Source organism: Flavobacterium sp. 25HG05S-40, assembly GCF_052654735.1.
Map to the genome: position 1 here is coordinate 1,285,531 of NZ_CP199750.1, position 13,275 is coordinate 1,298,805.

Annotated in this window: 12 protein-coding genes; 4 read left to right on the top strand and 8 right to left on the bottom strand. The window is 37.2% G+C overall.

Annotation, left to right across the window (positions count from 1 at the left end; translation table 11 throughout):
* Window positions 1-107 precede the first annotated feature (107 nt).
* Complete coding sequence (gene mazG / locus ACULEU_RS05535; RefSeq protein ID WP_445454451.1) at window positions 108-881, top strand: nucleoside triphosphate pyrophosphohydrolase; 774 nt, start codon at window positions 108-110, stop codon at window positions 879-881.
* A 36-nt stretch (window positions 882-917) separates the two neighbouring features.
* Here mazG and ACULEU_RS05540 read toward each other — a convergent pair whose 3' ends face one another.
* On the bottom strand, window positions 918-2,732 hold the full coding sequence (locus ACULEU_RS05540; RefSeq protein ID WP_445454452.1) for a hypothetical protein: 1,815 nt from the start codon (window positions 2,730-2,732) through the stop codon (window positions 918-920).
* A 118-nt stretch (window positions 2,733-2,850) separates the two neighbouring features.
* On the opposite strand from ACULEU_RS05540, the gene ACULEU_RS05545 reads away from it, so the two are divergent.
* Window positions 2,851-4,299 (top strand): APC family permease, encoded by a 1,449-nt coding sequence (locus tag ACULEU_RS05545; protein WP_445454453.1) that lies wholly within the window; start codon window positions 2,851-2,853, stop codon window positions 4,297-4,299.
* A 46-nt stretch (window positions 4,300-4,345) separates the two neighbouring features.
* Here ACULEU_RS05545 and ACULEU_RS05550 read toward each other — a convergent pair whose 3' ends face one another.
* The 6 genes from ACULEU_RS05550 to rluF are packed head-to-tail and all read right to left on the bottom strand — an operon-like array spanning window position 4,346 to window position 9,595.
* A complete protein-coding gene (locus tag ACULEU_RS05550; protein ID WP_445454831.1) occupies window positions 4,346-5,563 on the bottom strand; it encodes a peptidylprolyl isomerase in 1,218 nt (405 codons plus the stop codon).
* A gap of 35 nt (window positions 5,564-5,598) precedes the next feature.
* Entirely contained in the window at window positions 5,599-6,738 is a 1,140-nt protein-coding gene (locus ACULEU_RS05555; protein ID WP_445454454.1) for a peptidylprolyl isomerase, read from the bottom strand.
* Window positions 6,739-6,748: 10 nt separating this feature from the next.
* The gene (gene gldI, locus ACULEU_RS05560; protein WP_445454455.1) at window positions 6,749-7,327 is read right to left on the bottom strand and encodes a gliding motility-associated peptidyl-prolyl isomerase GldI; all 579 of its coding nucleotides are present in this window, start codon (window positions 7,325-7,327) and stop codon (window positions 6,749-6,751) included.
* 4 nt (window positions 7,328-7,331) lie between these two features.
* Window positions 7,332-8,336, bottom strand: a complete 1,005-nt coding sequence (locus tag ACULEU_RS05565; RefSeq protein WP_445454456.1) for a DHH family phosphoesterase — start codon at window positions 8,334-8,336, stop codon at window positions 7,332-7,334.
* Between the two features lie 60 nt (window positions 8,337-8,396).
* Window positions 8,397-8,768: a fluoride efflux transporter CrcB gene (gene crcB, locus ACULEU_RS05570; protein ID WP_445454457.1), complete on the bottom strand. Its 372-nt coding sequence runs from the start codon at window positions 8,766-8,768 to the stop codon at window positions 8,397-8,399.
* A 14-nt stretch (window positions 8,769-8,782) separates the two neighbouring features.
* A complete protein-coding gene (gene rluF, locus ACULEU_RS05575) occupies window positions 8,783-9,595 on the bottom strand; it encodes a 23S rRNA pseudouridine(2604) synthase RluF (RefSeq protein ID WP_445454458.1) in 813 nt (270 codons plus the stop codon).
* A gap of 136 nt (window positions 9,596-9,731) precedes the next feature.
* Between rluF and ACULEU_RS05580 the strand changes: the two genes are divergently transcribed.
* Window positions 9,732-10,604: a cyanophycinase gene (locus ACULEU_RS05580; protein ID WP_445454459.1), complete on the top strand. Its 873-nt coding sequence runs from the start codon at window positions 9,732-9,734 to the stop codon at window positions 10,602-10,604.
* Window positions 10,605-10,665: 61 nt separating this feature from the next.
* Window positions 10,666-11,508, top strand: a complete 843-nt coding sequence (locus ACULEU_RS05585) for an isoaspartyl peptidase/L-asparaginase (RefSeq protein WP_445454460.1) — start codon at window positions 10,666-10,668, stop codon at window positions 11,506-11,508.
* Between the two features lie 62 nt (window positions 11,509-11,570).
* On the opposite strand, the gene ACULEU_RS05590 is transcribed toward ACULEU_RS05585, so the two are convergent.
* The gene (locus ACULEU_RS05590) at window positions 11,571-13,139 is read right to left on the bottom strand and encodes a DUF4394 domain-containing protein (protein WP_445454461.1); all 1,569 of its coding nucleotides are present in this window, start codon (window positions 13,137-13,139) and stop codon (window positions 11,571-11,573) included.
* Window positions 13,140-13,275 lie beyond the last annotated feature (136 nt).

Here is a 13,275-nt window from a genome sequence, read left to right on the forward strand (position 1 = left end):
CCGATTTACAGTGATAGGATTTTTTATTTTTAAAATATTATATGTAGCGTCACTTCGAGTGATTCCGAGGCAATCGGAATGGTATCGAGAATCCTAAAATTTAAATTATGAACACCAGACAACACCAACTCGAAGCTTTCAACAGATTATTGGACATCATGGACGATTTGCGCGAAAAGTGTCCGTGGGATAAAAAGCAAACACTCCAAAGCCTTCGCCATCTTACGATTGAGGAAACTTATGAATTGGGTGATGCCATTTTGGATAATAATTTACAAGAAATCAAGAAAGAACTGGGTGATTTATTGCTTCATATCGTTTTTTATGCCAAAATTGGTAGCGAAACCAACGATTTTGATATGGCTGACGTCTGCAACGAAATCTGCGATAAGTTAATCCATCGTCATCCGCATATTTATGGTGATGTTGTCGTTGCCGATGAAGAAGAAGTAAAACAAAATTGGGAAAAACTAAAGCTCAAAGAAGGTAAAACCTCCGTATTAGAAGGCGTTCCGAAAAGTCTACCAGCGCTTGTAAAAGCAAGCCGTATTCAAGATAAAGTAAAAGGCGTAGGTTTTGATTGGGAAGAACCGCATCAAGTTTGGGATAAGGTTCAGGAAGAATTACTCGAGTTACAAGAGGAAGTGAAATTGGGCAATCAAGATGCTATAGAAGCAGAGTTTGGTGATGTGCTATTCTCGATGATCAACTATGCCCGATTTCTAAAAGTAAACCCCGAAGATGCCTTAGAACGCACCAACAAAAAATTCATAAAACGATTTATGTACCTTGAAAGTAAATCCAAAGAACTGGGAAAATCGCTATCCGATATGACCTTAGTAGAGATGGATGTATTTTGGAATGAGGCGAAAAAATTATGACAAACGACCTGATAGTATTCTTCAGGTCGTTTTCTATTAAGCTAATTCTAATATCTTAATTTCAATGGCTTCAACGGCATTTTTATATTCCTGTAATTCCTTTTGGATCGTTTCGGATTCTAGTTTAAAAAATAGCGTTTCTTGGAGCAATTTCTGATAGTATTCAATTCCATCCAACAAATTATTTTTAAATGACTGTAGCTTTTTTATTTGAGCCGAAGTCATTTCCGAAGTAACTTCAACACTTTCTTTTTTCAAATAGGCTACATACATTTTTAATTCGTTTATAAACATATTAGGACGATACGTTTTCCCTAAAACATTGATGTTTCCGTAGATATGCCGAATCATGTCTGACAAAGAAACGACTTGGTCAAAATAGGCTAAATTGGGTCCGGGACAAATGACAATTCCTTGCTCTTCTCCCTTGATTTTTATTCCGTTTTCCAAATAAGCAGCGTTTACCAAACCAACACAAAGACAAGATTTGTCGGTGATTTTGGCTTTTCTGTTTTCAAATTCTGTTTTTGATAAGTCATTTTTTAAAGCGTTTAGCTCATCTAGTTTAATGTCCTGATATTTTCTAGATGCTGTGCAAGTTCCTTGTTCCGAAAACTCTTTGCTCAAAGCTAGTAGCTTCTTTGGACAAGAGCTTCCCGATTTATCTTCGGCAATTCTTTTTACTTTTAATGCTTCATTAGTAGTCCCTTTTACAGTGTTAAACGGAACTCCTAAAGGTGAAATCTGACTGATGTAAAAATCTTTTTCTTCCGATTTTGCTAATAAAGTCCGGGTTTCTTCATCCACAGCAGTAGCTTCGGGAACTAACAAAAACGGTGAACCCCAACCAACAGCGTCTACTTGATAGTGTTCCATTAAAAAATCATGCTCTTCAGCTGTGCCCACGCCACCTTGAACAGTAATTTTCAGTTCCATAGGGTTTTCCGGAAGTGGCATTTCTTTTTGAACTAAAGCCTTTATCAGTAATTCGTGTGCCGAATGTATCAACTGTTCTTTCTTTTGCTTAAATTCTTCCATAATCGGACCCAAAATAAATCCATCAGTAGCAAACGCATGACCGCCACAATTTAAGCCCGATTCAATTCGGTACTCTGAAACCCAAAGCCCTTTTTTTGCTAAGAAATTGCCCTGAATCATAGCCGAACGGAAATCACTGACTTTTAGAATAATTTTCTTTTTCAAGTAACCATTGGTGTCCGGAAAAAAATCGTTGAAGCTTTCAAAATAACTGTACAATCTCGGATTCATTCCAGCAGATAGTACGACAGATGAGTGTAGTTTACTATGGGCAAAACCACGTAAAGAAGCATGAGCATCATTGAAGATTACGGGTAATTGTTCGTTCTTGATAAAATTATCCTTATCCACTTTGGTCATGATATTGACATCGATACTACCTGGTGATAAATGGGTTTCCAAATAGTTTTTCAAGTTATCTTTAACAGCTAAACCTTCGTCAATGAAATGTTGCAACCCTAATTTTAGTTCAGATTTGTTGGGTAACATGGCGATATAATTTTCTAATGCCTGTTTGTTTTCGGTTAGTTCCAGTTTAAAAGCTTCGAATTTCTGTTTAACAACATCGTCTACCATATTGAGATAAGCGGTAATTCTTTTTGCCCGATAATCGTGTATTTTATTGGAAATGCCTTCGTAGTCAAAGTGGCATTTTTTACTGTAAAAGAGATGCATCTTTTCGATGATTTCGTCATCAATTATTGACATCACCGAAGAGATTCCGTAGTGTGCGACTCGTATTGGGCTGTCAATGGTATACGCCAATCCCATAACCGGAATGTGAAATGTATGAATGGTTTTAGAAGTGCTCATAAATAATTGTTTAATCCACAAATATTAGAAACCCGTGGGTTTTAAAAACTGATAAATATCATGTCAATCGAAGTTTCCTATCAAAAAAATGTATATTTGAAATTATAGAAAAGTAAATATGACTGAAACTAAACACGAATTAAAGCGTTCTTTAGGCTTAATTGACGCGACAAGTATTGTTGCAGGATCTATGATTGGATCCGGAATTTTTGTAGTAACTGTTTTTATGGCGCGCGACTTAGGTTCGGCAGCTTGGATTTTAATCACGTGGTTGATTACAGGTTTATTGACGATGTCAGCTGCTTTGAGTTATGGAGAATTAGCGGGAATGATGCCGACAGCCGGAGGACAATTTGTATACATTCAGCGTGCTTACGGAAAGCTAGCTTCGTTTTTATATGGCTGGACTGTTTTTACCGTAATTCAAACTGGAGTAATTGCGGCAGTTGCCGTTACGTTTGCCAATTATACCGCTGTCTTTTCCCCTTTTTTGCAAAATGAAATATTTAGGATAGGCGATGCTTTTGTGTTCAAAAACAGTCAAGTTCTTGCGATGTTTAGTATCATATTATTGACTTACATTAACACTAAAGGCGTTCAAAATGGTAAAGTGATTCAGTTGGTTTTTACATCAGCAAAGTTGATTGCTTTGTTTGCTTTGATTGTCTTTGGTTTGTATATTGGCTTTCATACAGACACTTTTTCAAATAATTTTACCAATACTTGGGATGCCAGCGCTACGGTTTTTGATGAAACGACCAAAACGGTCACGGTTACAAAATTAACAGGTATTGCTTTGGCAGGAGCGATTGGTGCAACTATTATTAATTCGTTGTTTTCGAGTGATGCCTGGAATAATGTGACTTTCATTGCAGGTGAGATTAAAGATCCTAAGAAGAATATTCCCAGAAGTTTATTTTTAGGGACATTAATCGTTACCATTGTTTATATATTGGCGAATGTTGCTTATCTCGCACTATTGCCTTTAAACGGAACCATTGATGGTTCGGTAACCGAAAACGGAATTATGTTTGCCGCGCAGGATAGAGTAGGGACAGCCGCAGCCAATGTAATCATGGGAAATATTGGTGTTTTTGTAATGGCAGGTTTAATCATGGTTTCTACTTTTGGATGTAACAGCGGACTGATTTTATCGGGAGGAAGATTATTCTACGCAATGGCCAAAGACAACTTATTCTTTAAAAAAGCAGGCGAGTTGAATAATAATGATGTGCCGGGAAAAGCCCTTTGGTTTCAATGTGTTTGGGCTTGTATACTCTGTGTTTCTGGTCGATACGGTGATTTACTTACCTATGCTACTTTTGCATCATTACTATTTTACATTTTGACCATTTATGGAATCTTCATTCTAAGAAAAAAGGAGCCCGATGCGGAACGACCTTACAAAGCTTTTGGATATCCTATTATTCCGGCTTTGTATATTATAGTGACAGCCGCTATTTGTTTTGCTTTGCTAGCTTACAAGACTGTAGAAACTGGTTTAGGATTGGGAATAGTAGCTTTAGGTATTCCGGTTTACTATCTTTTTATGAAGAACAAAGAATAAAAAAAGCCCCAAATTTTGGGGCTTTTTTGTACTATGAATTGTAGTCTTATTTTCCGGTAGTTGGAGCAGTTTCCAACATTTCGATTTCAAAAACAATGTTAGTGTTCGGTGGAATTACAGCTCCGGCACCTCTTTCCCCATATCCTAATTTAGACGGAATAAATACCAAAGCTTTGTCGCCTAAGTTCATCAAACTCAATCCTTCAATAAATCCAGGAATTAAGCCATCTTTTTTTCCGTAAGGGAAAGGAAACGGTTGGTACCCATTTTGTTTGGCTCTGTTTTCATCAAATTTACCAAATTCCTTATTCACGCTTTCAATACTACTGTCAAATAGAGAACCATCTTCTAAATAACCTGCATAACTAATATATACATTGGCACCATCAGCAGGCTTTTTGCCAGCTCCGTTTTGAAGAATTTTATAACGCAAACCACTAGCAGTTTCTGTTGCAGTAGCTTTTGTATCACTTAAGTATTTCGCTTTTGTAGCGATGACAGGACCGAATGTTTTTAAATAATCCGCTTTTTTCTGAGCTTCTAATGCTTCTTGTTTTCTTTTGTTTTCAGCAGCAAGTGCAGCTTCTTTAGCTTCATCACCAGCTTTGTTGGCCATATAATCGGCAAAAGTTTTAGCAGCATCGAATTTCTTTGCTTCAGCACCTTTTCTGATGATAGTAATTTTATTGATGATGTCATCTTGTTTGATGGCATTCACCACATCTTGTCCTTTGATGACATTTCCAAAAACGGTATGCTTACCATCAAGCCAAGCTGTTTCTTTATGTGTAATAAAAAATTGGGAACCATTAGTTTTCGGACCTGAATTAGCCATGGATAGGATACCAGGACGATTGTGTTTTAAATCGGCAACAATTTCATCTTTAAAAGCATATCCTGGACCACCAGAACCATTACCGGCTGGATCGCCACCTTGTATCATAAAGTCAGGAATTACTCTGTGGAATTTCAAACCATTATAAAATGGTTTTCCTTTTAATTTTTCATCAGCAACATACGTATTCGTTCCTTCTGCCAATGCGATGAAGTTCGCTACGGTTACAGGAGTTTTTTGATATTCTAATTGAATCGAAATGGTTCCTTTCGAAGTTTCAATATCGGCAAATATCCCTTGATCAGTTTGTGTAGATGTTGGTTTACTTGCTGTTTTTGCTGGTGCTGACGTCGCAGTAGTTTTCTTGGCAGTTTGTGCCGAAGCATTTATCATACCAAGACAAATCAAAAGAAGAATGTTGAATTTTATTTTCATGACTTATTACTTATTTGTTTTTATTACGATTATATTTTGTTTTTAACTTCTACTTCAAAAATCAGGTTGGCATTTGGTGGGATTACATCTCCTGCACCTTGTTCGCCATAACCCAAAGTAAATGGGATAAAGAAAATAGCCTTTTCACCCATCTTCATTTTACCCAATCCTTCAATAAAGCCCGGAATCATTCGATTGGAACCAATAACATACGGCAAAGCAGAATATCCATTTTCTCTATCACGCTGTTCGTCGTATTTTCCGAATTCTTTGGCAACATTGGGATTGCTCGTATCAAAAAGCGTTCCGTCTTCTAAAAAACCTGAATATTCCACATAGATGGTTTCTCCATCTTTGGGTTTATCTTTCGATGTTTTTTGGATCACCGTATATTTTAATCCGGAAGGAACTTTTACTGCAGTTTCTTTTAACGTATTAAAATAGGCCACTTTTTTTTCGATAACCGGCTTGTATTTGGCTTCATATTCTTTTTTAAGTTGGGCTTCAAGTGCTGCATTCTTTTTTTGATTTTCAGCTTCTTGTTTGAAGGAATCATTGAAAACTTTCACCGCATCAAATTTCTTCACCGCTTCGCCTTTTCTGATGATAGTTACTTTCTTGATTACATCATCTTTTACAATGGCATTAGCAATGGTAATGCCTTCTTCATCAACCACAGCTCCAAAAACAGTGTGTTTACCGTCTAACCATGGTGTCGGAACTAGCGTGATAAAAAACTGGCTGCTATTGGTATTGGGTCCCGAATTAGCCATCGACAAGATTCCGGGTTTGTTGTGTTGTAAATCGGTTATTTCATCTTTGCATTTGTAACCGGCATCACCAGAACCATTGCCAAGAGGATCTCCGGTCTGAATCATAAAGTCTTCCGGGTCACCATTAGTTTTAGAGATAACACGATGGAACGTCAAACCGTCAAAGAAGGGTTTTCCTTTTAAATCTTTCGAGCAAAACTGATTTTTACCTTCGGCTAGTGTTACAAAATTAGCCACCATTACAGGGACTTTTTTATAGTCTAACTCACATAAAATAGTTCCTTTCGAGGTTTCAATCTCAGCATAAAGTCCGTCTTTTAGATCTTTGTATTCGTCTTTACAAGAGGTTAGACATAGTGATACAACAAGGAAGAACAGGGAAATCTTTTTAGTCATTTTGATCAAATTAATTTTCAGTTTTTATTTTGTTTTCAGGTTTGTTTTCAGGTTTAAAGTCGTTCAGCGTTACGTTGCAGATTATCGGTTGATTGGTTTCGATACGCTTGGTATCACCGCGATAACCATAAGCCATATGAGAAGGAAAAAGAAAGCTTACTTTTTCACCTTTGCGCATCAGTTTAATGCCATCACGCAATCCCATCATGATATTTTGCTTGTCAACAATGTACGTTTGGGGTCTTAATTCCACTTCCGAATAAAGAACATTCCCTTTTAAATCTTGTATTTCAAAATCAAACTGAGCAACATCACCTTTTTTCGGACGCAGTGTATCGCGCTCGTTTCTGATTTCGTAATGGTACCAATATCCTTTTTTAGAAGCCAAGTACTTAATTTTGGGATTACTTTTAATAATAGAATCAATTATTCCTTCTTCACCAGCTACTAATTTTTTATTTCTCTCTGCTGATTCTTTCATAAAAGTTCCCGACGAACGAGAAATTGGCATCCGAGCTTGCTGTTGTTTACAACTTATAAAAGTTATAAGAACGGTAAAAAGCATTATGATTTTGGATATGTTTTTCATGTTCTTAAATGGTTATTTTAGCAATTAATTCTTCAAATTTTGTGAGGGTTGTTTTCATATTTTCATACGATTTTCCTCCTGCTGCATTGATATGTCCTCCGCCATTAAAGTGTTCTCTGGCAAATTGATTCACATCGAAGCTACCTTGAGAACGGAACGAAATTTTGATGATGTTTTCTTCACGATGCTCGATAAAAATCGCTGCAAAATGGATGCCTTCAATACTTAATCCGTAATTAACTACACCTTCGGTATCACCTTTTTCATAGTGGAACTCATCGAGTTCTTTTTGCGTGAGCGACATGTACGAGGTTTTATATTGAGGAAATACTTTCATATTTTGTAAAGCCCTTCCCAAAAGTTGTAATCGATTATAAGAGTTATCATCAAATAGCGCATTATGTATCTCACTATTATTAATACCTAGATCAATCAGTTCGGCAACAATGCGGTGTGTGGTACTCGTTGTCGATGGAAAACGGAAGGAACCTGAGTCCGTTGTTATTCCGGTGTAAATACAAGTAGCTATGGTTTTATCGATTACTTCTTTTTTACCTAAAAAGGAAATAAAGTTATAGATCATTTCACACGTAGAACCAAAACGGGTATCCGAATACGTATAGGCTGCATAAGTATCCGGTTTTTGATGATGATCAATCATAATCATAGGAACGGTAAGTTTGCTCAATACTTGCTCCATTTCTCCAGTTCGATGCAAAGCGTTAAAATCTAAGGTAAAAACCAGCTCCGCGTCATTTAAAATTTTAGAACATTTTTCTTTCTCGTTTTCAAAAACCAAAACAGTTTCTGAACCTGGAAGCCACGCTAGAAAATTCGGAAAATCATTAGGAGAAATTACAATAGGTTGATGGTTTAATTTCAAAAGAAAATGATACAGCGCCAAGGTAGAACCCATGGCATCACCATCAGGACTTCGGTGTGGAATTATGGCAATTTTTTTTGGTGTAGCCAATAAATTTTGAATGGCAATAATATCTTCTTTTTTCATAGAGGGCGAAAGTACTAAAAAATGAAATACAGAGGATACAGATTAAGCAGAATTTAAGTTTTATTTGGACAATGAAAGTCCAGCCCAAACTGCAAAAAGCCCTAGAATAATGCTCAACGCCATGTAGCCAAAAGCCATCATCGAATGGTTACCCTGAAACAAATTGTAATTTTCCATTCCGAAAGTCGAAAAAGTGGTATAACCACCACAAAATCCGGTTACCAAAAACCATTTTAAGTTGCTGTCAGTCAAATTATTTTTAGCTAAAAAACCAATGAACAAGCCTATCAAAAAGCATCCGATACTATTGGCGATAAAGGTGGCTAACGGAAAATGATTGGACCAAAACTTCGCGACCAAAACAGTGGTTAAGAATCGAAGTACACTTCCGATTGCACCGCCAATGGCTATAAAAATTATGGTTTTTAGCATTGAGATTCTTGGATTTAGGAATTAGAGTTTCGTTTGTTGTTGCCAATTCCATTTCGGAAATTAGAAGTCCCATAATCGGGTTTAACGGATTTAGGTAAACTCGCTTCCTCCGTTTTACTGGAAGGTTCAATCAATGTATTGAGTTGCTTGACTTCGTCTTCAGTCAAATCACGATAACGGCCCACATGAACATCCAGTGAAATATTAATAATTCGGATTCTTTTCAAAGCCGTAACTTCATAACCCAAATACTCACACATTCTTCTGATTTGACGGTTCAATCCTTGTGTTAAAATGATTTTGAAAACGTATTTACTGATTTGTTCGACCTTACATTTTCGGGTAACGGTATCTAAAATAGGAACACCATTACTCATTTTTTGGATAAATCTCTCGGTAATAGGTTTGTTTACCGTAACAATATATTCTTTTTCGTGATTGTTTCGCGCTCGCAGAATTTTATTGACAATATCACCATCATCCGTCATGAAAATCAACCCTTCACTAGCTTTATCCAATCGTCCAATCGGAAAAATTCGTTTGGGATAATTGATATAATCCACAATATTATCTCTTACATTTTGGTTGGTGGTGCACTCAATTCCGACGGGTTTGTTAAAGGCCAAATAGACTGCTTTTTCTCTTTTTTCGCGAACCAATTTACCGTCTACACGAATTTCGTCGTCTAGTGTGACTTTTGTACCCATTTCTGGAACAACGCCATTGATGGTGATTCTGCCTTCTTCTAATAGTTTATCTGCCTCACGACGAGAGCAATAGCCACATTCAGAAAGGAATTTATTGATTCGGATTTGATTGGTTTCCATGCCACAAATATAGTATAATTTAAGGATTAGGATTTCACTTGTCCTAAAATCAATTCTTAATAAATAAGTTAATAAATGGTTTCAAAAAAGTTAAAAAAAGAGGTGTAACTAGTTAGTTTTTGTTATTTTTACCCGCATGAATATACAAGGAAAACTTATAATTATTGGCGGTGCTGTTGACAAAGGCAGTTTCACTGAGACGGATTTGGATAAAAATGCAGCAAAGAATTTAAACTTCTTTGAAGCAGGTATTTTAAAGAGAATCATAGACGAATCAAAACATAAAAAAGCTTCGAGAATTGAAGTCATCACTACGGCTTCCAAAATCCCAAAAGAAATCGGACCGGAATATGTAAAAGCATTACACTATTTAGGAGCAGACAATGTCGATGTTTTAAATATCGACCGGCGGGAACAGGCTTCTGATCCGGAAGTTTTGGAGCGATTAAAAGCGGCTGATGTGGTCATGTTTACTGGTGGCGATCAGTTGCGATTGACCTCTATTTTAGGCGGAACTCCGTTTCATGATATTTTATTGAATAAATACCACAACGAAGATTTTGTGTATGCCGGAACATCTGCCGGAGCTGCTGCTGCTTCTAACAATATGATTTATCAAGGAAGTAGTAGTGAAGCACTGCTGAAAGGCGAAGTTAAAATCACCAGTGGTTTAGGTTTGATTGATGGCGTAATTATCGACACTCATTTTGTACAACGCGGCAGAATTGGACGTTTGTTTCAGGCTGTAGTTGGAAATCCGAAAGTTCTCGGAATCGGACTGGGAGAAGATACCGGTTTGTTGATTACCAATAATTCCATGATGGAAGCCATTGGCTCTGGTCTTGTAATTCTGGTGGATGGAAAAGAAGTTAAGGATACGAATTTGACTCAGGTGGAATTAGGTCAGCCTATATCTATCAATCATTTGGTTACGCACGTCATGAGCATCAACGATACTTTCGATTTGACTACTTTTAAAATGACAATTAAATCTTCGCAATACGTTTAAATTTCAAATTTTAGATATTAAATATATTTAATATTTGAAATCTAATATCTAAAATCAAAAAATGAAAATAATCATCCACGGTGGATTTTTCTCGGAATCAGCTACCAATCATGAAACCAAAGTGGCTAAACAAAAGGCGTTGCTTCGTATTGCTAAGGAATCGTATGCTTATTTGAAAACCCATACTGCTTTAGAAACAGTAGTATTTGCAGTGTCACTTTTGGAGGATGATGCATTATTCAATGCCGGAATAGGTTCTCAAATTCAAAGCGATGGCAAAATCAGAATGAGCGCTTCTTTAATGGATGGTTCCACGATGAAAATGAGCGGTGTGATTAATATTGAAGAAGTAAAAAATCCGGTTCAAGTAGCTCAAGTACTCTTGAATTATGACGATAAAGTATTGGGTGGAAGCGGAGCTACTAATTTTGCCCGTACTCATGGTTTTGAAAAATTCTCTACCGAGATACCACAACGTCGTAGCGAATATGAAGCTAAATTGGCGTCAACCGGAACCGGAACTGTAGGTTGTGTTGCGTTAGATAGTAACGGAAAAATTGCTGTAGCAACTTCTACAGGTGGCAAAGGTTTTGAGATTCCCGGAAGAATATCGGATTCGGCTACAGTGGCCGGAAATTATGCGAACGAGTTTTGCGGTGTCAGTTTAACTGGAGTAGGTGAAGACATAGTAAGTGGAGCAGTAGCCGCTAAAATAGTTACCCGCGTTACAGACGGATTTACATTGGAAAAAGCCTTTGAAAAAACATTTGACGAATTAAAACCCTTCGATGGTTTTGCAGGAGCCATTGCTGTAGATCATAAAGGAAATATCTTCCATCAGGATTCCCATCCAAGTATGGTTTTTGCAAGTTTTGACGGAGAAAATGAAGAAGTGTTTAATTAAAAAAATAGCATAAAAAAATCCCAACCTAATGGTTGGGATTTTTTATTAGAAGTTCTTGAAGTTTAGAAACCAAGTCCAACTGCAAATCCTTTTACCGATGCCGGAAAACTAGTTAGCATTGTGGCTGCTCCAGTATCTTTATTGATCGTGTAAATCCCGTTTGCTCCACCAACTGTTAATATAGCATAAGCCATATTCGATGTTCCTCCAATATCAAAACCATTGGTAGCAGTAACATTTACTCCTAAAGCACCTACAACAGCTAGAGTTCCGTTATTTGGCGGATTTTGGATGTATAGCATGTCCGTAGTCGAGTCGATGTCGTAAAGAGTTGTCGTAGCTGTACCCGGAAAGCTATTGGTATACGCCGCCGCCGTTACATTGGGTGTTCCTGGGTTTAAGACACCATCAGTAGCAGCCAATAAACCATCATTCGGATTCACACGAAGGTTTTGACCTGTATTACTCACAATACGAATACGATCGGGAACCGGATTAAAATCAAATCCAAAATCAGTGCCATCCAATATCGCTGCTGGTCCAACACCAATCATAGTTGCAGCTCCTGTAGCTGTATTCAGTACATAGATTCTTCCTGTACTTCCCAAAGCAAAAAGTTGTCCTGTTGCCGGACGCATATCAATACCATAAATGGTTTCCGAAGACTGTAAGTTGGTAATAGCCTTAGTTGTTGGTGTTCCCGGTGCATTAAAATTGAAAGTGTGTAAATTATTAGAAGCATCAACCGCATAAGCTACAGGATTGCTTGGTATTGCAATTCCGATTATCGCTGTACCTAGTGTTCCTAAATCTGTAGCTTTTCCAGTAGCTAAATTAATTTGATACAACGTATTCATTCCACCAATTGTAAAATTGGCCAAAGCTGTTCCATCTTTAGCTGCAATATCAAAACCGCCATCACCAGTAATAATACCAGCGATGCTTAAATCACCAATTGATACTAGTGTTCCAGCATTCGGAGGATCTTGTTTATAAAGCATTTTAGTAGTAGCATCAATAACAAAAAGTTCAGTAGCGGTAGCTCCAGACGTATTGTTGGTATATGCCGCAGCACTAACTGTAGGTGTTCCCGGATTTAAATTACCGTCAGTAGCGGCAACGGCACCAGTTTCTGGATGCAATCTTAAATTTTGCCCGCTAGAAGTTACTACACGGATTCTATCTACAGTCGGATTGAAATCAAACCCTGTCAATGTACCTGTTAATGCTGGTGTAAAGGCTGTTGTGCCAAGAGCTGTTGCAGCACCTGAATTTTGATTGATAATGTACAATCGATTCGTGCTTCCTAAACCGTAAAGTTGTCCCGTTCCCGGACGGAAATCAATAGCTAAAAGAGTTTCATTTGCTTGTAATCCTGATATTGCAGTCGTACTGATAGCTGTTCCAGCATTGTTGGCATTGTATTTTACCAAAGCATTAGTAGCTGTTAGTCCGAAAAACTCAAGATTGGGTTTAGTTACTGTTGGCGGATTGTTGTTGTCATCGTCATCGCTGCAACTTGTAAAGGTTGTTAGCGTTGCAGTTGCCAATAAAACGCACAGGAGTTGAATTCCTTTGCGGCTCATACTTTTAAAATTACTTTTTTGATGTTTGTCAATTGTTGTTTTCATAGTTTTTGATGTTTTAATGTTTATACATTCATGTACGACAGTTCAAACATTATGGTTTTCTAAAAAGTAATTTTTTTTGTATAAAAAAATCCCAACCTGAAAAGGTTGGGATTTTAATAAATGACTTATTCTTATT